The sequence below is a fragment of the Rathayibacter sp. AY2B5 genome (genome assembly GCF_002931645.1).
Classification (GTDB): Bacteria; Actinomycetota; Actinomycetes; order Actinomycetales; family Microbacteriaceae; genus Rathayibacter.
The window spans coordinates 14,505-35,869 of the sequence record NZ_PSUE01000017.1 but is presented as its reverse complement, the minus strand read 5'-3'; the positions used below and the strand labels follow the sequence as shown (position 1 = coordinate 35,869).

The window sequence follows — 21,365 nt, the reverse complement described above, 5'->3', positions numbered from 1 at the left end:
TCACCGGGCTCGGCGACCGCGCCGCGAAGGGGCGTCAGCCCCAGTCGTCGTCGTCCTCCCCCTCCACGCGGCCCTGCGGCTGCGTGATGTAGGCAGCGTCCTCGTCGGGACGGTGGGTGATCGTCGTGCCGTCGTCGAGTTCGAGGACGGGCCTGCCCTCGAGCCAGGTGAGCGTCCAGCGCCAGTCGGCGGTCGCCGTGCCGGCCGCGGCGAGCTCGCCCTCGACGTCGCCGATGGCGGTGACGACGATCTCGGGGAGGGTCTGCGGCGGCACTTGGCCGACCGACCAGCGGGTTCCGAGCTGCATGGGAGGGGTCCTCTCGACGGTGGGGAGGGAGGCGGGACGGTTCCCGCCTCCCGGGGGCGGCGCTACGCCTCGGTCTCGAGCTCGATGCCGACTGTGAGGGCGTCGCCCTCGGCGAAGTCGAGCGCCGCGATCCTGCCGACGGCCGCGAGGTCTCCCGCGGCGAGCCGGAGGGACGCGACGAGCTCGGCGGGCGCCGTCACCAGGGCGGAGCGGGCCGGCGTCTTCTGCGAGGCCTTCGCATCGGTCTTCGCGCGCCGGATGGCCGTGAGGACCGAGCTCGCCGCGGCCAGGACGGCGGGGTCGCCGCCCAGGCCCTCGACGGTCGGCCAGGGGCGCAGGTGCACCGAGTCGTCGTGCGACCACGACCAGGTCTCCTCCGTCGCGAACGGCAGGAACGGCGCGAACAGGCGCTGGAGGACGTCGAGCGCCCGGTGCAGGGCGGCCGCGGCGGACGCGCCGTCCTCGCTGTACGCGCGCTCCTTCACCAGCTCCAGGTAGTCGTCGCAGAACGTCCAGAAGAACGCCTCCGTCGTCTCGAGGGCGCGGGCGTGGTCGTAGTTCTCGAGCGCCGTCGTCGCGTCGGCGACCACGGTGTCGAGGGTGGCCAGCATGCTGAGGTCGAGCGGGTCGGTGACCTCGGCGCCCTCGGCGAGAGGGAAGCCGTGGATGAACTTCGCCGCGTTGAGGATCTTGATCGCCAGTCGGCGGCCGATCTTGATCTGCGTCGGGTTCTGCGGGTCGAAGGCCGCGTCGGTGCCCAGGCGCGAGGAGGCGGCCCAGTAGCGGACCGCGTCCGAGCCGTGCTGCTCGAGCATCGCGGCGGGAGTGACCACGTTGCCCTTCGACTTCGACATCTTCTTGCGGTCGGGGTCGACGATGAAGCCGGACACGGTCGCCGTGCTCCACGGGGCGCGGCCGTCCTCGAGCTGCGAGCGCAGGAGGGTAGAGAAGAGCCAGGTGCGGATGATGTCCTGGCCCTGCGGGCGCAGGTCGTAGGGAGCGACCAGCTGCCAGAGCTCGTCGTCGCGCTCCCAGCCGCCCGCGAGCTGCGGGGTCAGCGAGGAGGTCGCCCAGGTGTCCATCACGTCGAGCTCGCCCTGGAAGCCGCCCGCCGCTCCGCGCTGGTCCTCCGAGTAGCCGGGGGCCGGGTCGCTGGAGGGATCCACCGGCAGCGCCGCCTCGTCCGGCACGATCGGGGAGTCGAAGACGGGGTTGCCGTCGCCGTCGAGCGGGTACCACACCGGGATCGGCACGCCGAAGAAGCGCTGGCGCGAGATCAGCCAGTCGCCGGAGAGGCCGTTCACCCAGTTCTCGTAGCGGACGCGCATGAACTCCGGCACGAAGCGCACGTCGCGGCCGAGCTCCAGCAGGCGCTCCTTGAGCACCGCGTCGCGAGCGCCGTTGCCGATGTACCACTGGCGGGTCGACACGATCTCGAGCGGCTTGTCGCCCTTCTCGAAGAACTTGACCTGGTGGGTGATGGGGCGCGGGTCGCCGACCATCTCGCCGGACTCCTTCAGCAGCGCCACGACGGCCTGCTTCGCGGAGAAGACGGTCTTGCCGGCGAGCTGCTCGTACGCGGCGCGGCCCCCGTCGCTCGTGATCGCGGCGGGCGCCTCCGAGATCAGGCGGCCGTCGAAGCCGATGATCGCGCGGTTGGGCAGGTCGAGCTCGCGCCACCAGACCACGTCCGTGATGTCGCCGAAGGTGCAGATCATCGCGATGCCCGAGCCCTTGTCCTTCTGCGCGAGGTGGTGCGCGAGCACCGGGACCTCGACGTCGAAGAGCGGCGTGCGGACGGTGGTGCCGAACAGCGGCTGGTAGCGCTCGTCGTCGGGGTGCGCGACGAGGGCGACGCAGGCCGGCAGCAGCTCGGGACGGGTCGTCTCGATGAAGACGTCCTCGCCGCCCTCGCGGTGGAAGCCGAGGCGGTGGTAGGCGCCGGGCTGGTCCTTGTCCTCGAGCTCCGCCTGGGCGACGGCGGTCCGGAAGGTGATGTCCCAGAGCGTCGGGGCCTGCGCCTGGTAGGCCTCGCCTCGGGCGAGGTTGCGGAGGAAGGCGCGCTGCGAGGCGGCCTGCGACTCGTCGCCGATGGTCCGGTAGCTCTGCGACCAGTCGACGGACAGGCCGAGGGCCCGCCAGACGTCCTCGAACTGCTTCTCGTCCTCGACGGTGAGGCGCTCGCACAGCTCGACGAAGTTGCGGCGCGAGATCGGCTTCTGGTCGGCGGCCTTGCTGCTCTTGTTGTCGCCGCCCTCGAACGGAGGCGTGAAGCCGGGCTCGTAGGGGAGCGTCGGGTCGCAGCGCACACCGTAGTAGTTCTGCACGCGGCGCTCGGTGGGCAGGCCGTTGTCGTCCCAGCCCATCGGGTAGAAGACGCTCTTGCCGCGCATCCGCTGGAACCGCGCGACGACGTCGGTGTGCGTGTAGGAGAAGACGTGCCCGATGTGCAGCGACCCGGACGCGGTGGGCGGCGGGGTGTCGATCGAGTAGACGTCGGCGCGGGTGAGGCCGGTGCGGTCGAACCGGTAGGTCCCGTCGATCTGCCAGCGGAGGCCCCACGTGCCCTCCAGGCCCTCGAGGGCGGGCTTCGCGGGGAGGCGGTCGGCGAGGGTCATGATGCTCCGGTTCGCTATGGGCGGCACCGTGTCGGTGGTGATGGTGCCTGGATGGGGGCTCCGGGGCGAGTCGCCCGCCGGCCGCGACGATTCTACCGGAGCGGCGGGAGCCGGGTCAGTCGACGACGGGGGTGAAGCCGGGTCAGTCGACGACGGGGGTGAAGCCGGCGCGGACGGGCGCGAGCGCCTCGTCGAGATAGGGCACGAGCTCGCCGCGGGTGGGGCCCGCCGCGGCCCACGCCTGCACGGCCGCCACCGCGGCTCCGACGCTCGCGTAGGCGATGGCGCGCGAGAGGTGCGAGGGCAGCGGGCGCGCGCTCCGCTCCTCCACGAAGCGGGCGATGACGGCCGCCTGCCGGGCGAGGCGGCCGAGGGCCGACGCCTGCAGCTCGTGGACGCTGCCGATCATCTCGGACTGGGTGAGCACCCACGGCACCGTCGCGGGTCCGAAGCCGGAGCCGATCGCGAGCAGCGCGTCGCCGAGCGCGTCCATCACCGGCGCCTCTGCCGCCGTCTCGGCCAGCGCCTCCGGGAGCTCGGCCAGCCGGTCGTCGACCAGCACCCAGAAGACGTCGCTCTTGGACTCGAAGTAGTTGAAGAAGGTGTTGCGCGAGACCCCCGCCCGCTGGGCGATCTGCTCGATCGTCGTGCCCGCGTAGCTCTGCTCGACGAAGAGGTCCAGTGCGGCGTCCTCGAGCATGGAGCGCGACGACGCGCGGGGCCGTCCGCGCTGCACTCCTCGCACCATGAACCGCTCCTGCTCCGCTTCCCCCGACGCGCTAGGATAGCGCCGGACGACTTCGACCCGGCCATCACCGGTGAGTCTCCGGAAGAACGGCGCCGGCTCCGGCCTGCGCCCAGTAGACCCGGACGGGTGCGGCCCGTGACAGCCGATCGAGTGGGAACGCGTCAGCGGGCACTCCTCCGGGAGCGACCGGCCGACCGGTCCAAGCGAGGTGGTACCGCGACCCGGCCCGGGGTCTGAGATCCGGGCGGGCCGTCCTCGTGCAGACCAGCAGCACTGCCAGGAGACCGCACGTGACCTACCCCCTGACCCCGCCCACCCCGCACGGAGCCGAGCCCGCCGAGGGCTCCGCGTTCGGCCGGGGCGTGTCCCCGTCGCCGCGCTTCCCCGAGATCGAGGAGCGCGTGCTCGCGTACTGGAAGGCGGACGACACCTTCCAGGAGTCGATCCGGCAGCGCGAGGGAGCGCCGGAGTGGGTCTTCTACGACGGCCCGCCGTTCGCCAACGGCCTGCCGCACTACGGGCACCTCCTCACCGGCTACGCCAAGGACGTCTTCCCCCGCTTCGAGACCATGCGCGGACGGCAGGTGCACCGCCGCTTCGGCTGGGACACCCACGGCCTGCCCGCCGAGCTCGAGGCGGAGCGGCAGCTCGGCATCACCGACAAGTCCCAGATCGACGAGATGGGCGTCGCGGCCTTCAACGCCGCCGCGAAGGAGTCGGTGCTGCGCTACACCGGGGAGTGGCAGGACTACGTCACCCGCCAGGCGCGCTGGGTCGACTTCGACGACGACTACAAGACGCTCGACCCCACCTTCATGGAGTCGGTGATCTGGGCGTTCAAGCAGCTCTACGACAAGGGCCTCGCCTACGAGGGCCACCGCGTGCTGCCGTACTGCTGGCGCGACCAGACGCCGCTCTCGAACCACGAGCTGCGGATGGACGACGACGTCTACAAGATGCGCCAGGACCAGACGGTCACCGTCACCTTCCCGCTGGTCGGCGAGACGGCGGAGGCGCTCCAGCTGACGGCGGTCCGCGCTCTCGCGTGGACGACGACGCCGTGGACGCTGCCGACGAACCTCGCGCTCGCCGTCGGGCCCGACATCGAGTACGCGGTCGTCCCCGCCGGCCCGAACGGCGCGGCCGACGGCAGGGGCGAGCCCGAGGAGCGCGAGCTCTCGGCCGAGTACCTGCTCGCCATCGACCAGGTCGGCGCCTACGCGAAGGACCTCGGCTATCCGGACGCGGAGTCGGCCCTGGCCGCCGTCTCGCGCACCCACCGGGGCTCCGAGCTCGAGGGGATCAGCTACGACCGCCTCTGGGACCACTACGCGGACACCGAGGCCTGGGGCACGCAGAACGCGTGGCGCATCCTCGTCGCCGACTACGTGACCACCAGCGAGGGCACCGGCATCGTGCACCAGGCGCCCGCCTACGGCGAGGACGACCAGAAGGTCTGCGAGGCGGCGGGCATCCCCGTCATCATCTCGGTCGACGACGGCGGCCGCTTCCTGCCGCAGATCAGCGAGGTCGCCGGCCTCCAGGTCTTCGACGCGAACAAGCCCCTCACGCAGCTCCTGCGCGCGGGCCACCGGCTGCTCCGCCAGGCGAGCTACGAGCACTCGTACCCGCACTGCTGGCGCTGCCGCAATCCGCTGATCTACAAGGCGGTCTCGAGCTGGTTCGTCCGCGTCACCGCGATCCGCGACCGCATGGAGGAGCTCAACCAGGAGATCACCTGGGTCCCCGAGAACGTCAAGGACGGCCAGTTCGGCAAGTGGCTCTCGGGCGCGCGCGACTGGTCCATCAGCCGCAACCGCTACTTCGGCTCGCCGATCCCGGTGTGGAAGAGCGACGACCCGGAGTACCCGCGGATCGACGTCTACGGCTCGCTGGACGAGCTGGAGCGCGACTTCGGCGAGCGCCCGGACGACCTGCACCGGCCGTTCATCGACGAGCTGACCCGCCCGAACCCCGACGACCCGACCGGGCGCTCGACGATGCGCCGGATCAGCGACGTCCTCGACGTCTGGTTCGACTCCGGATCGATGCCCTTCGCCCAGGTGCACTACCCGTTCGAGAACGCGGACTGGTTCGACACCCACAACCCGGCGGACTTCATCGTCGAGTACATCGGGCAGACGCGCGGCTGGTTCTACACGCTGCACGTGCTCTCCACCGCGCTCTTCGACCGCCCGGCGTTCCGCAACGTGGTCAGCCACGGCATCGTGCTGGGCAACGACGGGCAGAAGATGTCCAAGTCGCTGCGCAACTACCCGGACGTGGCCGAGGTCTTCGACCGCGACGGCTCCGACGCCATGCGCTGGTTCCTGATGTCGAGCCCGGTCCTCCGGGGCGGCAACCTCGTCGTGACGGAGGAGGGCATCCGCGAGGGCGTCCGCCAGGTGCTGCTGCCGCTGTGGAGCACCTGGTACTTCTTCTCCCTCTACGCCAACGCCTCGGCGGGCGGCGGCTACGAGGCGACCAGGCGCACCGGCTCCGAGGACGTCCTCGACCGCTACCTGCTGGCCAAGACCCGCGATCTGGTCGAGACCGTGACCGGCCGGCTCGAGGCGCTGGACTCCACGCTCGCGGCCGCCGCGCTCCGCGACTTCAGCGACGTGCTCACGAACTGGTACGTGCGCCGCTCCCGCGACCGCTTCTGGCAGGGCGTCGACGAGGACGGCCGCGGATCGGAGGCGTTCGACACGCTCTACACGGTCCTCGAGACCGTGTGCCGCGTCGCCGCCCCGCTCCTGCCTCTCGTCACGGAGCAGATCTGGCAGGGCCTGACCGGCGGCCGTAGCGTCCACCTCACCGACTGGCCGGAGGCGGACGAGTTCCCCGCCGACCCGGCGCTCGTGCATGCGATGGACGCGGTCCGCGGCATCTCGTCCACCGCGCTCTCCCTCCGCAAGCAGGCCGGGCTCCGCGTCCGCCTGCCGCTCGCGCGCCTGACCGTGGTGGTCGCCGACGCCGCCGAGCTCGCGCCGTTCGAGGCGATCCTCCGCGACGAGCTGAACGTGAAGGAGGTGTCGCTGGTGCCGCTGGTCGACTCCAGCGCCGCCGACTACGGCGTCACCTCCCGTCTCGCGGTCAACGCGCGCGCCGCCGGGCCCCGGCTCGGCAAGGGCGTGCAGACCGTGATCAGGGCCGCCAAGGCCGGCGACTGGAGCGAGACGGACGGCGTCGTCACCGCCGGCGGCGTCGAGCTGGTCGAGGGCGAGTACGAGCTCACGCTCGAGGTCGGCGGCTCGGCCGGCGACGACCGCGCCATCGCCCTGCTCCCGCGCGGGGGCTTCGTGCTCCTCGACACGGCGACCACCCCCGAGCTCGAAGCGGAGGGGCTCGCCCGCGACCTCATCCGCGCGGTGCAGGACGCCCGCAAGGCGGCCGGGTTCGAGGTCAGCGACCGGATCGTCCTGGAGGTCGTGCTCGACGAGCCGAGCCTGCAGGCGCTCGAGCCGCACGCGCTCTGGATCGCGGAGGAGACCCTCGCGACCGGATGCGCGTTCACTCCGCTCACCACGGCTCTCGAGGGCGGCGAGGGCGCGATCGCCTTCGGCCCCGCGGGCACCGCCATCATCCGCGTCGAGAAGGTCGAGGCCGCCGATGCCTGATCCGTTCGAGCCGGACGACGCCGACCGCGCGGCCGCCGACGCCGTCTACGCCGCGCTGCTGGAGCGCCTGGGCGAGGCGAGCGTCCGCCCGCGCCTCGCTCCGACCCGGCGCGCCGTCGAGATCCTCGGCGACCCGCAGCGCGCCTACCCGGTGATCCAGATCGCCGGAACCAACGGCAAGACCTCGACCAGCCGGATGATCGAGAGCCTGCTGCGCGCCCACGGGCTGCGGGTGGGCCTGTTCACCAGTCCGCACCTCGAGCGCTTCAACGAGCGCATCGTCATCGACGGAGAGCCGATCTCGGACCGGAGCCTCGCCGACAACTGGCAGGACGTCGAGCCGTACCTGCGGATGACCGACGCAGAGCTGGCCGAGCAGGGCGAGGCGCCGCTGTCCTTCTTCGAGGCGATCACCGTCCTGGCCTACGCGGCCTTCGCCGACGCGCCGGTCGATGTGGCCGTCGTCGAGGTGGGGATGGGCGGCGAGTGGGACTCGACGAACGTCGCCGACGCGCAGGTCGCCGTCTTCACGCCGATCGCCCTCGACCACATCGACCGCCTCGGCTCGACGATCGAGGAGATCGCGCGCACCAAGTCGGGCATCGTCAAGCCGCTCGCCTCGGTGGTCTCCGCGAGGCAGGTCCCGGAGGCGGAGGCGGTGCTGCGGCACGCGGCCGAGGCCACCGAGTCGACGATCGTCGTCGAGGGGGCGGAGTTCGACGTCGAGTCGACGACCGTCGCCGTCGGCGGCCAGGTCGTCACCGTCCGGGGACTCGTCACCACGTACGAGCAGCTGCTGCTGCCGTTCTTCGGCGACCACCAGGCCGAGAACGCCGCCGTGGCCGTCGCCGCGGTCGAGACGTTCCTGGGAGGCGGGACGCAGGAGCTCACCGGCGACGTCCTCGACGAGGGCTTCGCCGCCGCGACCTCCCCGGGCCGCCTGCAGCTCGTCGGACTCGCTCCGCGCACCGTCGTCGACGCGGCGCACAACCCGCACGGTGCCGCGTCCCTCGCCGCCGCTCTCGGCCGCTACTTCGACTTCGACCGCGTGACGGCCGTCCTCGGCGTGCTGGCCGAGAAGGACGCCGAGGGGATCCTCCGGGAGCTCCGCCCCGTGGTGGACGAGCTGATCGTGACCACAGCGCCGAGCGATCGGGCGATGCCCGCCGAGGAGCTCGCCGCACTCGCCCGCACCGTGTTCCCGGAGGAGGCGGTCCGCGTCGCCGACGACCCGCTCGGTGCTCTCACGGCCGGTCGCGTCCTCGCGGCGCGCACCGACAAGGGCGCCCTGCTGGTCACGGGCTCGATCACCCTCGTCGGCCGCACGATCACCGCGGCCCGCGACGAGAACTGGCTGGGCGCGTGAGGGCCGGACGCCCGCGGCGCTCGCGGACCGTCCGGGAGAGCCTCGGCTCGATCGTGCTCGGCTTCGAGGCGGTCATCGTCTTCCTCGCCACCCTGGTGGCCTTCGGGCTGAAGGCGGCCGACCCCGTGGTCGTGCTGGTCGGGGGAGCGGTGGTCTGCCTCGCGCTCGTCGCCACTCTGGGCCTGCTGAACCGGCCGGTCGGCTTCCGCATCGGCTGGGTGCTCCAGTTCGTTATCGTGGCCTCGGGCCTGCTGGTCCCGATCATGTACGTGATCGGCGCCGCCTTCGTGGCGCTGTGGACGTACTGCATGGTGACCGGCACCCGCCTCGACGCTCAGACGCGCCGGGCGGCGGAGCCCACCGACCCCACCGAAGGAGACCGCTGAACCATGGCCACCCAGGAGACCCTCGTCCTCGTCAAGCCCGACGGCGTCGCCCGCAACCTCACCGGCGAGATCCTCCGCCGCATCGAGGCGAAGGGCTACTCCCTCGTCGACGTGAAGCTCGTCGAGGCCGACCGCGAGCTGCTCGCCGCCCACTACGCCGAGCACGAGGGCAAGCCCTTCTACGAGCCGCTCGTCGAGTTCATGGAGAGCGGCCCGATCATCGCCCTGCGCATCGCGGGCGACCGCGTGATCGAGGGCTTCCGCGCCCTCGCCGGCACCACCGACCCGACCACGGCCGCTCCCGGCACCATCCGCGGCGACCTCGGCCGCGACTGGGGCCTCAAGGTCCAGCAGAACCTCGTGCACGGGTCCGACTCCGAGGAGTCGGCCGCGCGCGAGCTCGGCCTCTGGTTCGCCTGAGCCGCTCGGCCGCCTGCCTCTGACGACGTCCGTCAGAGGTAGGCGAGCACGTTCAGCCTCACCTGCGCGATCACCGCGATCAGCAGGTAGCAGAGCAGCGTGATGAACGGGACCCAGCCGTAGGCGGCACCGGCGAAGCGGCGCACCCCGGCGCGGACGGGGAACACGCCCTCACGGAGGTTGCGGAGCGTCACCAGCCAGAAGCCCGGGATGACGACGGCCCAGGTGAGCATGCACCAGGGGCAGAGCGTTCCGAGCGCGAAGACGCTCGTCGCGATGAGCCAGCCCACGAACACCAGGGCCAGCAGGAAGCCGACGTTGAAGGCCGCCCAGAACCACCGGTCGAACCGGGCGCCCGCGAGCAGGCCCAGCCCCACCACGATCGGCGCGATCCAGGCCGCCAGGCCGATGAGGGGGTTCGGGAAGCCGAAGACCGCGCCCTGCGCCGAGTTCAGGTTCGCACTGCACTGCACGAGCAGGCTGAAGTCGCAGCCGAGGCCCGCATCGGGGTTCTCGAGAGCGGCGAACTTGTCGTTCGTGAGGGCGAAGGCGGCGGTCCAGCCGATCACGCCGAGGACGATCAGCAGGACGGCGAAGAGGACGGGGCGCTGCTGCATGGGGGCGTCGCGCACCCCGGGATCGCTGGACACCGGGGGATTATGGCACGCGCCGGATCGGCGCCTCTGGGAATGCGTGCGATAATCGGAGCCGTCGGTCCGGGGGACCCCGCATCGACGCGAAGAAGGTTTACCGGGCGAGCACCGGGCCACAGGAGATCGACAGCGTTCCGCGAATGGACGCGCCGGATCTCCGCTCCGCCGGGAGTCGACCGCAGGTCGCACCGCGGAGGAGCGCGTGTCGGATAGTCAGTTCCGAGAGTGCAGCTGCAACCGGAGTCCCGCGCCACGAGCGCGACGGGACCGGGGGAGCGGAAGGATTCGCGGCGGGCCGAGGCCCCTCGCACGAGAGAAGCATCCGGGAAGACGACGCGGCGGACGACCCGGCCGAGGAGTGCACCAGGAATGGTGGAAGACAACAGTACGAGCGGATCCGATCCGGACCGCGACGGGCCCCGCAGCGGGGCCAGGAAGATCAGCCGCCTCTTCGGTGGCCGCCGGGCGAGCCGGCGGACCGAGTCGAGCGCGCCAGCGACAGGGGAGACGATCATCGACAGCAACGAGACCGACCAGACCGGAGCCGAGGGCACCGAGCTGCCCGAGACCGGGAGCGCCGCGGAGGCGGCCGAGCCGTCGACGTCGACGGGCGCGGTGTTCTTCAACGCCCTCCCGCAGACCCCGGGCGCCGACCAGGAGGAGCCGCGACGGCCCGCACTGCCGAGCCCGTCGCTGCTGTTCCAGGCGCCGGTCCTGCCCGACTACGTCGAGCTGGCTCCGCTGCCTCCCCGCGGTGCGCCGCTGGGCGTCCAGGAGGAGCGCGAGAGCCCGGCCGAGGAGCAGGGCTCCGTCCGCCGCCGCTCGCGCCGCCGCAGCGGCGAGAGCGAGAGGTCCGGCTCCGACGACCCCGAGAACACCGTCGTCCGGGTCCGCCAGCCGCGCGAGCAGCGCGAGGCCCGCGAGCCCGAGCTCATCACCGAGCCGCAGCGCATCAAGGGCTCGACCCGCCTCGAGGCCAAGAAGCAGCGCCGCCGCGACGGCCGCGACGCCGGCCGGCGCCGCACGGTCGTCACCGAGTCCGAGTTCCTCGCCCGCCGGGAGGCCGTCGACCGCGTCATGGTCGTCCGCTCCAAGGAGGACAGCATCCGCATCGGCGTGCTCGAGGACGGCGTCCTCGCCGAGCACTACGTCGCCCGCTCGCAGGAGGCGTCGCTCATCGGCAACGTCTACCTCGGCCGCGTGCAGAACGTCCTCCCGAGCATGGAGGCCGCCTTCGTCGACATCGGACGCGGGCGCAACGCCGTGCTCTACTCCGGCGAGGTCGACTGGGACGCCGCGAACAACGCCGGCGGCCCCCGCCGGATCGAGCTCGCGCTCAAGCCCGGCGACCGGGTCCTCGTCCAGGTCACGAAGGACCCCGTCGGCCACAAGGGCGCCCGTCTCACGAGCCAGATCTCGCTCCCCGGCCGCTACCTCGTCTACGTGCCCAACGGCTCGATGAACGGCATCTCGCGGAAGCTCCCGGACACCGAGCGCGCCCGCCTGAAGAAGATCCTCAAGGAGGTGCTGCCCGAGAACGTGGGCGTCATCGTCCGGACCGCGGCCGAGGGCGCCACGGAGGAGCAGCTGACCGTCGACGTCGAGCGCCTGACCGCGCAGTGGACGGCTCTCAGCGCGAAGGCCGCGACCGGGCAGGCTCCCGCTCTCCTGCACAGCGAGCCGGACCTGCTGATCAAGATCGTCCGCGACGTCTTCAACGAGGACTTCGAGAAGATGGTCATCGCCGGCGACGACGCCCGCGAGACCATCGAGCTCTACCTCAGTCAGGTCGCACCCGATCTGCTCGAGCGCGTCGAGGTCTACACGGGTGAGAAGGACGCGTTCGACGAGTTCCGCATCACGGAGCAGATCGAGAAGGCGCTGGAGCGCAAGGTGTGGCTGCCCAGCGGCGGCTCGCTCGTGATCGACCGCACCGAGGCGATGACGGTGGTCGACGTCAACACCGGCAAGTTCGTCGGCTCGGGCGGGAACCTCGAGGAGACGGTCACGAAGAACAACCTGGAGGCGGCCGAGGAGATCGTCCGCCAGCTGCGCCTGCGCGACATCGGCGGCATCATCGTCGTCGACTTCATCGACATGGTGCTCGAGTCCAACCGCGACCTCGTGCTCCGCCGCCTGGTCGAGTGCCTGAGCCGCGACCGGACGAAGCACCAGGTCGCCGAGGTCACCTCGCTCGGCCTCGTGCAGATGACCCGCAAGAAGCTGGGCCTGGGCCTGCTCGAGACCTTCAGCGAGAACTGCGAGATCTGCGCCGGGCGCGGCGTCATCGTCCACCACGACCCCGTGCTCAAGCACCGGTCGACCGCCGCTCCGCAGCAGGAGCAGCGCCGCCGGGGCAAGGGCGGCGAGCAGCAGCCCGCCGCCTCCGGGCGCTCGAACGGCGGGCAGAACGGGCAGGGCGCGCCGGCGACCAAGCCGATCAGCACCCACGCCATCACGGACGACGCGAAGAACGCGCTCGCGCAGATCGCCGCCAGCACCATCCACCCCCAGGCCGTGCGCCAGGCGGCGGAGGAGGCGGCCGCGCTGGTCGAGGACGCCGCCGAGACCGTCGCGGCCCAGGCGCCGGAGGAGTCCGCGACGGCACCCGAGGAGCAGCCGTCCGAGCCGAGCCGTCGCGGCGAGCGTCCCGCCCGGGGCGAGCGCCGTCGTCGCAGCCGCGACCGCGAGCCGCGCCAGGAGGCCGCCGAGACGGCGGCCGTCGAGCCGGCTCCCGTTGAGCCGGCTCCCGTCGAGACCCCGGTCGAGAAGGAGATCGAGCCGGCCGCTGCCGCGCCGATCCTCGACATCCCGATCGCGCCGGTCACGCCTCCGCGCCGCGTCCGCAGCGAGGTCGCCGAGCACCTGCTCGACTCCGTGCTCGACGCTCTGCCGGCCCCGAAGCAGCCCGGCCAGGGCCGTGCGAAGAGCCGTCGCGTCACGACGGCCGCGCTCACCGGAGTCGCGGTCATCCCCGAGCAGACCCCGCGCCGCGCCGACCAGTAGCGCGACCCGGTGTCAGGAGGGCCCGGTGCCCGGCGAGAGCCGGCGCCGGGCCCTCTCGGCGTCCCGGTCGCGCCCGCGGACGCGGAGCCCGCTCCGCCTCAGCCGCTCGACCAGCTCCCGCGCGCCGACGGGGACCGCGCCCGCGGCGACGAGCTCGTCGATCCGCTCGTCGGACACGTCGTAGTGGTCCAGGTCGAAGCCGCGCTCGGGCACGCCGAGACGGCGCGCGAAGTCGTGGAGCTCCTCGAGCGAGACGTCGCTCACGAGGTGCGCCCACAGCCGGCCGTGCGCCGGCCAGCGCGCGGCGTCGACGAGGATGGCCATTCCCCGATCGTAGGCGGCGCGCCGTCCGTCCACGTGCCTCCTCCTCGACTATCGTGACGGGGTCGCCGGTCGGGTGGACACGGCTTCGCAGTCGTGTGCGTTTGACCGTGGAGCGCGGATCCCGTACTCTTGACCGTTGGTGTGGCGCGATCCATGTGCTCACGCAGATTTCCGTTGTCGCTCCGCCCCTCACGGGGCGCGGGCCGCGGTGCCGGTTCCCTCGTGTCGTGAGGAGACGGGTACGAACCGGAAGACCGGGGCTCAGCCCCGTCCCTACAAGCCCCGGACGAGGCCTCCGCTCCGTCCAGACGAGAAACAGGTACGAGAAGTGGTTTACGCAGTTGTGCGCGCCGGCGGTCGGCAGGAGAAGGTCGAGGTCGGCACCATCGTGACGATGGACCGCGTCAAGGCCGACGAGAACGGCACCGTGCAGCTTCCTGCCGTGCTGCTCGTCGACGGTGAGTCGATCACCTCGGACGCGGCGACCCTCGCGGGCGTCACCGTCACCGCCGAGGTGCTCGAGGACCTCCGTGGTCCGAAGATCATCATCCAGAAGTTCAAGAACAAGACCGGTTACAAGAAGCGCCAGGGGCACCGTCAGGACCTCACGCGCGTCAAGGTCACTGGCATCAAGTAGTCCTGCAAAGGAATTGAGCTGACCTGCGGAGCGAGCCATCGCCCTGCAGGGCAACAGCACGGGGCTGCGGCCCCCCGGTCTCGAGGAGATGAGAAATGGCACACAAGAAGGGCGCGAGCTCCACTCGCAACGGTCGCGACTCGAACGCGCAGCGTCTCGGCGTCAAGCGCTTCGGCGGCCAGGTCGTGAACGCGGGCGAGATCATCGTCCGCCAGCGCGGCACCCACTTCCACCCCGGCGCGAACGTCGGACGCGGTGGCGACGACACCCTGTTCGCCCTCTCGGCGGGCGCTGTCGAGTTCGGCAGCAAGGGTGGCCGCAAGGTCGTCAACATCGTGGCGGCCGCCCAGTAGGGTCGACCTCCTCGGCCGCACAGGCACAGGACGCAAGGGGCGGGCTTCGGCTCGCCCCTTGCGCGTTTACCGGGGCATAGCCCCCCGGCGCCGGCATCCCGGCGCCGCACGCACTCACGGACGGATTCACACCATGGTCACCTTCGTCGACAACGTCACGCTGCATCTGCGTGCCGGCCACGGCGGCAACGGCTGCGTCTCCGTCCGTCGCGAGAAGTTCAAGCCGCTCGCCGGCCCCGACGGCGGCAACGGCGGGCACGGGGGCGACATCGTCCTCGTCGCCGACCCGCAGACGACGACGCTGCTCGCCTACCACCGCCACCCGCACCGCAGCTCCGAGAACGGCGGTCCCGGCATGGGCGACCACCGCGCGGGCGGGAACGGCGAGCTCATGGAGCTCCCCGTCCCGGTCGGCACGGTCGTCAAGTCGCCGGACGGCGACCAGCTGATCGACATGGACGAGCCCGGCCTCCGGTTCGTCATCGCTCCGGGCGGGCAGGGCGGGCTCGGGAACGCCTCTCTCGCCACCACGAAGCGCAAGGCGCCCGGCTTCGCGCTGCTCGGCACGCCGGGCTGGGAGGGCGACGTCGTCCTCGAGCTGAAGACCGTCGCGGACGTCGCGCTCGTCGGATTCCCCTCGGCGGGCAAGTCGAGCCTCGTCGCGGCGATCTCGGCGGCCAAGCCGAAGATCGCGGACTACCCGTTCACGACCCTCGCGCCCAACCTCGGCGTCGTGCAGGCGGGGGAGTCGCGCTTCACCGTCGCCGACGTGCCCGGTCTCATCGAGGGCGCGAGCGAGGGCAAGGGCCTGGGCCTGGAGTTCCTCCGCCACGTCGAGCGCTGCACCGCCCTCGTCCACGTGCTCGACTGCGCCACGCTCGAGCCCGGCCGCGACCCGCTGACCGACCTCGACATCATCCTCGGGGAGCTGGCGGCGTACCCCGTCGGCGACGGACAGGTGCCGCTGATCGAGCGGCCGCAGCTGATCGCGCTCAACAAGGTCGACGTGCCCGAGGCCAAGGAACTGGCCGACTTCGTCCGGGCCGACCTCGAGGGCCGCGGCTACCGCGTGTTCGAGATCTCGACGGTCAGCCACTCGGGACTCCGCCAGCTGACGTTCGCCCTCGCCGAGATCGTCGAGAAGCACCGCCTCGAGCTCGCCGCCGTGCCGCGGGTGGAGCGCATCACCATCCGCCCCCGCGCCGTGGACGAGAAGGACTTCGAGATCCGGGTCGAGGGCGGCTCGTACGGCAACGTGTACCGGGTCCTGGGCACCAAGCCCGTGCGCTGGGTCGCGCAGACCGACTTCACGAACGACGAGGCCGTCGGCTTCCTCGCCGACCGCCTGGCCAAGCTCGGAGTCGAGAACGGCCTGTTCTCGGCTGGAGCGGTCGCCGGCTCCACCGTCGTCATCGGCCCCGGCGACGGCGTCGTCTTCGACTGGGAGCCGACCCTCACCTCGACGGCCGAGCTCATCACCGCGCCCCGCGGAACGGACCTCCGCCTCGAGGACAACCGGCGCAAGACCCGCAACGAGCGTCGCGAGGACTACTTCGAGCGGATGGACGCCAAGGCCGAGGCCCGCGCGGAGCTCGAGCGCGAGCGCCAGGGCGGCGTCTGGCGCGTCGCCGACGAGGGCGACGGCACGGAGGCCGGCGAGGAGAGCTGACTCCCGCCGCCGGGGTCGTCTGCCTCTACACTGGCCGGATGCCGCAGACGACCCCCGACAGCAGTGCGCTGACCGAGCGGTTCGCCGCTTCCCGTGCCGCGTCGCGCTCCCTCCGCAGTGCGACCACCGACCTCAAGAACCGGGCTCTGCTCGCCATCGCCGACGCGGTGCGCTCGAGCGCCGCGCGCGTCGTCCCGGCGAACGAGCTCGACCTCCAGCGGGGTCGCGAGAGCGGGATGAGCGCGGGCCTGCAGGACCGCCTCCGCCTCGATGCGGCGCGCCTGGGGTCCCTCGCCGACGCCGTCGTCGCGGTCGTCGGGCTCACCGATCCGGTCGGGCAGACGGTGCGGGGATCGAACCTGCCCAACGGCGCCTCCCTCACCCAGGTGCGGGTCCCGTTCGGCGTCGTCGGAGCGATCTACGAGGCGCGCCCGAACGTCACCATCGACATCGCGGCGCTCGCCCTCAAGAGCGGGAACGCCGTGATCCTGCGTGGAGGCACGGCCGCGGAGAACACGAACCGCGTCCTGGTGGAGCTGCTGCAGGAGGCCGTCGCCTCCGTCGGCCTGCCCGCCGAGCTGGTGCAGACGGTCGACGACCACGGCCGCGAGGGCGCGAAGGCCCTCATGCGAGCGCGCGGCTACGTCGACGTCCTGGTGCCGCGGGGGAGCGCCGGCCTCATCGAGTCGGTCGTGACGGAGTCGACGGTCCCCGTGATCGAGACGGGCGCTGGAGTCGTCCACGTCTTCCTCGACGCCAGTGCCGACGAGCAGTGGGCCGTGGACATCGTCCACAACGCCAAGGTGCAGCGTCCGAGCACCTGCAACGCCCTCGAGACCCTCCTCGTCCACCGCGACGCCGCCGAGCGCCTCCTCCCGCCCGTGCTCGGCCGGCTCGCGGAAGCGGGAGTGACCGTGCACGGCGACGAGCGCGTCGCGGCGCTCTGGCCCGACGCGGTGCCCGCCACCGACGAGGACTGGTCCGCGGAGTACTACTCGCTCGACGTCGCCGTCGCGATCGCCGACGACCTCGACGCCGCGATGGCCCACATCGACCGGTACTCCACCCACCACACCGAGTCGATCGTGACGAACGACCTCCGAAGCGCCGAGCGCTTCCTCGCCGAGGTCGACTCCGCGGTCGTGATGGTCAACGCCTCCACCCGCTTCACCGACGGCGGGGAGTTCGGGTTCGGCGCCGAGGTCGGCATCTCGACGCAGAAGCTGCACGCTCGGGGCCCCATGGGCCTTCCCGAGCTGACCAGCACGAAGTGGCTGCTGCGCGGCGCGGGACAGGTCCGCACCTAGCGCCCGGACCGGCGATCCGGCGTCGAGCGGCGTCCGGGTAGACTCGTCTGAGCCCCGCCGGGGCGACCACGACCTCCAAGGAGCACTGCATGTCCCTCGCGACGACCGTCCTCGCCGAAGCAGCGGCCCACACGGAGCTGCCGTTCCCCCCGATCGTCTTCGGCCTGATCGCCGCCGTCGCCTTCACGGCCCTCGGCTTCGTCACCTGGAGCTACCGGGACGTGGCGAACCGCCACTCGCACAAGACCGGTGCCGGCTCCCACGACCAGCACGGTCACGGACACTAGGCGGGGAGCCCAGCGATCGTGACGTCCGCCGCGAGCGGAGGCCCGCGGCGTCCGCGCATCGGCGTGATGGGCGGCACCTTCGACCCGATCCACCACGGTCACCTGGTCGCCGCCTCCGAGGTGGCCCAGTCGTTCGACCTGGACGAGGTCGTCTTCGTGCCCACCGGCCAGCCGTGGCACAAGAAGACGGTGACCTCCGCCGAGCACCGGTACCTGATGACGGTGATCGCGACGGCGTCGAACCCGCGCTTCACCGTCAGCCGCGTCGACGTGGACCGGATCGGCACGACCTACACGATCGACACCCTGCGGGACATCCACGCCGCGCACCCCGACGCCGAGCTGTTCTTCATCACCGGCGCGGACGCGGTCGCTCAGATCCTGAGCTGGAAGGACTACGACGAGCTGTGGGAGCTGGCCCACTTCGTCGCCGTCAGCCGGCCGGGGCACGTCCTCAATGTTTCGGGATTGCCGGCCCAGGACGTATCCTTGTTGGAGATTCCGGCACTGGCGATCTCCTCGACCGACTGTCGGAGCCGCGTCAACCGGGGTCATCCGGTCTGGTACCTGGTTCCCGACGGTGTCGTCCAGTACATCTCGAAGCACCACCTGTATCGGAGCACGTCATGACAGTTCAGCCCGAGGAGAAGCCGCTCACCCGGCGCGAGATCCGCGAGCGCGAGAGGCGCGAGGCCGGTGCGGCCACGACCGCCGCCGTTCCGACGACGTCCCGCCGGGCTGCCACCGCGACCGCCACCACCGCCGGCGACATGCCGGTGCTGACCCCCACCCAGGCCCTGCGGATCACCCCCGTCGAGCCGAGCCCCGCGAGCGAGCCCGACCTGCGCACCTCCTCGATGGAGATCGTCGCCACCGAGAACGCCACGGGCCGCCAGCTGACCCGTCGGGAGCTGCGCGCACTGCTGGCGCAGCAGCAGGCGGAGAAGGTCGCCGCCGCACCGGAGGCGGAGCCGCCCGCCGACGAGGAGCGGTCCGACGACGAGCGCTCCGACGACGTCGAGGGCGCCCTCGAGCGCGCCTCGGCGCTCCCGCCGACCGGGGCGGTCCCCGTGATCGAGGCGGCCGACGAGTCCCGTGATGCGGAGCCGGCGCCCGAGGGCGCAGCGGAGCAGGAGCCGGAGGGCGACGAGGACGTCGTCACCGAGGACGCCCCCGAGGCGTCCGAGGAGGAGGCGGACGAGTCCGCCACCGATGCGACCGCGGACGCCGACGCGGCCGAGGTGCACGAGGCCGAGATCGAGAGCTCCTCCTCCGACGACGAGACGCCGTCCGCGGACGCCTCCGACGAGCGGGACGCGGACGACGAGCAGCCGACGGCCGGCGAGCAGCCCGAGCAGCCGCACCTGAACACCGCGCTCTTCGCGTCGGTGGGCGGATCCCTCGACATCGCCGACGAGAAGGCCACCGAGATCACCGGGAGCTTCGAGCCGCCGATCGAGCACCTCGCCATCACCGAGGAACTCGACAGCAAGTCGAAGGAGGAGGTGGACGCCTCGTTCGACTCCCTCATCGCGAGCGGAGTCGCCGCCACCGGTGCCGTCACCACCACCAACGCGCTGATCCTGCCGACCACGGGCCCCGGCGCGACAGTCGGCACGGACACGGGGGAGATCCTCGTCACCGGCTCGTTCGACCTCCCGCGCAGCCTCGGCTCCACGGGCCAGCACCCGAACCTCTACGACTCGCCCGATGTGGACCGCTACGTCGACCGCATCGACCGCGAGCAGCCCGTCGGCGAGTCCGAGCCGGTCCGGGCGTCCAGCGCCGTCTCCACCCACGCCGCCGGCACCTCGATGATCGCGCCGCAGAAGCGCGCCGGCGTGAGCGTCCCGGTGGTCCTCGCGATCACCGCGGCCGTCCTGCTGGTCGGCGCGATCGCGCTGTTCATCGGCGGCTTCGTGCTCAACATCTTCTGATCTCCACCACCGACACTGAAGGCTTTATGACTGCGACCGATTCCGCCCGCGCCCTGCTCCAGCTCGCGGCCACCGCCGCCGACTCCAAGGGCGGTGAGGACCTCGTCGCCCTCGACGTCTCGGGGCCGCTGCCGCTGGTCGACATCTTCCTCCTCGCCACCGGCCGCTCCGAGCGCAACGTGGTCGCGATCGCGAACGAGGTGGAGGACCGCCTGAACGATTCCGGCGCCAAGCTGCTGCGCCGCGAGGGCCGTGCGGAGGGCCGCTGGATCCTCCTCGACTTCGGCGACCTCGTCGTGCACGTCTTCCACGAGGAGGACCGCATGTACTACTCGCTCGAGCGCCTCTGGAAGGACTGCCCGACAGTGCCGTTCACCCTCGAGCAGCCTGTCGCCGTCGACTCGTCGACGTCCTCGAACTGACGAACACGCCCGGCGACAGCGCTCGATTTCACTTCACGCGAATCGTGTTGTAGTTTATTCGAGTTGCTTCCGCCGGGCGGAGACAGCGAAAGACAGCATGAAGCAAGACAGAACACAACATGGGTCCGTGGCGCAGCTGGTAGCGCACCTGCATGGCATGCAGGGGGTCAGGGGTTCGAATCCCCTCGGATCCACCGAACAGGTCCGCACTCCTCCGGGAGTGCGGACCTTCGTCGTTCACGGCGCTACAGGGTCTGGTGCCGTCCTGTCCGGCTCAGGCCGGTCATGACCGTACCCGCCCGGCCGCCGGGTCCCCCTGCTGGTCACGCACGCGTCGGCCCGACCGGCTCCACATGGCCGCCGCATCCGGCGAGGAATCCGGAGAGCTCGCCCCAGGCGTCCTCCCCGATCGTGGTGTTCGGGCGCCGTGCGAGATCGGCCAGAGCGTCCGTCAGCTCGTCGACTCCCGTCACGATCCTCGTCCGTGCCGCTCCCGTGCCCTGCCATCCGGGCGCGTACGTCCTGACGTCGGGGTGGCTGTAGAGCACGGCCGTCTCGAACCACGGCGTGGGCAGACCGTTCAGGGCCAGGTGCTCCTTGAGCCTCGCGGCCTGGATCCGGACCTGCCGGGCGGGGACGTGCTGCTCGACATGCGTGCGCACCGTCCACCGCGACACCGTCCCCGGTGCGATCTGAACCGCGAAGGCCTCGGGCAGGGCGTCCTCGTCGAGGAGGACGCCGTAGGAGGGGTGGACAGTACCGGGTCGCACGCCGTCGAAGACGTCCCCCTGCCAGTACTTGGCCTCGATGATGAGCGCGCCGTGCCGGGTGAGCAGCAGATGGTCGATCTGCGCGAGGAAGCGGCGCGTCGTGCGCGCGTCGACCGGTACGAAGACGACGTTCGTGGCGAGGACGCCGGACAGCCCCGCCGAGGCGCACGCCTCCCGGATCAGGGTGTGCGAGACGGCCTCGCTGCTCCAGGTCCTGGCGAGCGCGTCACGGGTCTGCTCGACCTCCTCCTGCGCCGTCTCGAGCTCGTTCCGACTGAGGTCGCGCTCGGCGTCGCGCGCGCGCGTCAGTGCCTTGAGCGCCGCCTCGTGGCTCCGGTCGCGCTCGGCGATCGTGCGCTGGTGCTCCTCCGCGGCCTCCTCCGCGGCCTGCTCCGCCGCCGCTCTCGCCGCAGTGCGCCGTCGGCGGCCGGTGACGACCGTGATGAGGAGGGCCAGGAGCAGGGCGGCCGCGACGGCCCAGGGCAGGTACTCGTTCATGGTCCCCAGGCAAGCACGGACCACCGACCGTGCGCCG

The 21,365-nt window shown here is 71.8% G+C and carries 19 protein-coding genes and 1 tRNA gene; 14 read left to right on the top strand and 6 right to left on the bottom strand.

All coding sequences use genetic code 11. The annotated features are described in order from the left end of the window. Positions 1-34 precede the first annotated feature (34 nt). From C5C30_RS11530 to C5C30_RS11520, 3 genes are all read right to left on the bottom strand, one after another. Complete coding sequence (locus C5C30_RS11530; protein WP_104333770.1) at positions 35-307, bottom strand: hypothetical protein; 273 nt, start codon at positions 305-307, stop codon at positions 35-37. Between the two features lie 62 nt (positions 308-369). After that, complete coding sequence (valS, locus tag C5C30_RS11525; protein WP_104333769.1) at positions 370-2,925, bottom strand: valine--tRNA ligase; 2,556 nt, start codon at positions 2,923-2,925, stop codon at positions 370-372. Between the two features lie 142 nt (positions 2,926-3,067). Further along, positions 3,068-3,673 (bottom strand): TetR/AcrR family transcriptional regulator, encoded by a 606-nt coding sequence (locus C5C30_RS11520; protein WP_104223688.1) that lies wholly within the window; start codon positions 3,671-3,673, stop codon positions 3,068-3,070. A 290-nt stretch (positions 3,674-3,963) separates the two neighbouring features. Here C5C30_RS11520 and ileS point away from each other — a divergent pair, with 290 nt between their 5' ends. From ileS to ndk, 4 genes are read left to right on the top strand one after another with little or no spacing between them, the layout of a single operon-like run. Further along, positions 3,964-7,293: an isoleucine--tRNA ligase gene (gene ileS / locus C5C30_RS11515; protein WP_374955305.1), complete on the top strand. Its 3,330-nt coding sequence runs from the start codon at positions 3,964-3,966 to the stop codon at positions 7,291-7,293. Further along, positions 7,286-8,659, top strand: a complete 1,374-nt coding sequence (locus tag C5C30_RS11510) for a folylpolyglutamate synthase/dihydrofolate synthase family protein (protein ID WP_104333768.1) — start codon at positions 7,286-7,288, stop codon at positions 8,657-8,659. The genes ileS and C5C30_RS11510 overlap by 8 nt, the downstream gene beginning before the upstream one ends. Continuing rightward, complete coding sequence (locus C5C30_RS11505) at positions 8,656-9,045, top strand: DUF4233 domain-containing protein (RefSeq protein ID WP_104262805.1); 390 nt, start codon at positions 8,656-8,658, stop codon at positions 9,043-9,045. Before C5C30_RS11510 ends, C5C30_RS11505 begins: the two co-directional genes overlap by 4 nt. Before the next feature lie 3 nt (positions 9,046-9,048). Beyond that, positions 9,049-9,465 (top strand): nucleoside-diphosphate kinase, encoded by a 417-nt coding sequence (ndk, locus tag C5C30_RS11500; protein WP_104267223.1) that lies wholly within the window; start codon positions 9,049-9,051, stop codon positions 9,463-9,465. A gap of 32 nt (positions 9,466-9,497) precedes the next feature. On the opposite strand, the gene C5C30_RS11495 is transcribed toward ndk, so the two are convergent. Continuing rightward, positions 9,498-10,115, bottom strand: a complete 618-nt coding sequence (locus C5C30_RS11495; RefSeq protein ID WP_374953285.1) for a vitamin K epoxide reductase family protein — start codon at positions 10,113-10,115, stop codon at positions 9,498-9,500. Positions 10,116-10,487: 372 nt separating this feature from the next. Here C5C30_RS11495 and C5C30_RS11490 point away from each other — a divergent pair, with 372 nt between their 5' ends. Continuing rightward, positions 10,488-13,124 carry an Rne/Rng family ribonuclease gene (locus C5C30_RS11490; protein ID WP_104333767.1) on the top strand — a complete coding sequence of 879 codons (2,637 nt, stop codon included), beginning with the start codon at positions 10,488-10,490 and terminating at the stop codon, positions 13,122-13,124. 12 nt (positions 13,125-13,136) lie between these two features. Here the strand turns inward: C5C30_RS11490 and C5C30_RS11485 are convergent, their stop codons facing one another. Continuing rightward, complete coding sequence (locus C5C30_RS11485; protein ID WP_104288250.1) at positions 13,137-13,448, bottom strand: DUF4031 domain-containing protein; 312 nt, start codon at positions 13,446-13,448, stop codon at positions 13,137-13,139. Positions 13,449-13,776: 328 nt separating this feature from the next. On the opposite strand from C5C30_RS11485, the gene rplU reads away from it, so the two are divergent. From rplU to C5C30_RS11440, 9 genes are all read left to right on the top strand, one after another. Further along, entirely contained in the window at positions 13,777-14,085 is a 309-nt protein-coding gene (gene rplU, locus C5C30_RS11480) for a 50S ribosomal protein L21 (protein WP_104223682.1), read from the top strand. Between the two features lie 95 nt (positions 14,086-14,180). Next, positions 14,181-14,438, top strand: a complete 258-nt coding sequence (gene rpmA / locus C5C30_RS11475) for a 50S ribosomal protein L27 (RefSeq protein ID WP_068209107.1) — start codon at positions 14,181-14,183, stop codon at positions 14,436-14,438. A 133-nt stretch (positions 14,439-14,571) separates the two neighbouring features. After that, a complete protein-coding gene (gene obgE, locus C5C30_RS11470) occupies positions 14,572-16,107 on the top strand; it encodes a GTPase ObgE (protein ID WP_104333766.1) in 1,536 nt (511 codons plus the stop codon). 38 nt (positions 16,108-16,145) lie between these two features. Further along, positions 16,146-17,414 (top strand): glutamate-5-semialdehyde dehydrogenase, encoded by a 1,269-nt coding sequence (locus C5C30_RS11465; protein WP_104333765.1) that lies wholly within the window; start codon positions 16,146-16,148, stop codon positions 17,412-17,414. Positions 17,415-17,503: 89 nt separating this feature from the next. After that, positions 17,504-17,701 (top strand): hypothetical protein, encoded by a 198-nt coding sequence (locus C5C30_RS11460; RefSeq protein WP_104223679.1) that lies wholly within the window; start codon positions 17,504-17,506, stop codon positions 17,699-17,701. An 18-nt stretch (positions 17,702-17,719) separates the two neighbouring features. Next, complete coding sequence (gene nadD, locus C5C30_RS11455; RefSeq protein WP_104223678.1) at positions 17,720-18,331, top strand: nicotinate-nucleotide adenylyltransferase; 612 nt, start codon at positions 17,720-17,722, stop codon at positions 18,329-18,331. Continuing rightward, positions 18,328-19,638, top strand: coding sequence for a hypothetical protein (locus C5C30_RS11450; RefSeq protein WP_104333764.1), 1,311 nt, complete (start codon positions 18,328-18,330; stop codon positions 19,636-19,638). Before nadD ends, C5C30_RS11450 begins: the two co-directional genes overlap by 4 nt. A gap of 26 nt (positions 19,639-19,664) precedes the next feature. Next, the gene (gene rsfS, locus C5C30_RS11445; RefSeq protein WP_104223676.1) at positions 19,665-20,060 is read left to right on the top strand and encodes a ribosome silencing factor; all 396 of its coding nucleotides are present in this window, start codon (positions 19,665-19,667) and stop codon (positions 20,058-20,060) included. A gap of 121 nt (positions 20,061-20,181) precedes the next feature. Further along, positions 20,182-20,254, top strand: a tRNA-Ala gene (locus tag C5C30_RS11440). Between the two features lie 129 nt (positions 20,255-20,383). Here C5C30_RS11440 and C5C30_RS11435 read toward each other — a convergent pair. Then, on the bottom strand, positions 20,384-21,328 hold the full coding sequence (locus C5C30_RS11435) for a nuclease-related domain-containing protein (protein WP_146081523.1): 945 nt from the start codon (positions 21,326-21,328) through the stop codon (positions 20,384-20,386). Positions 21,329-21,365: the final 37 nt, after the last annotated feature.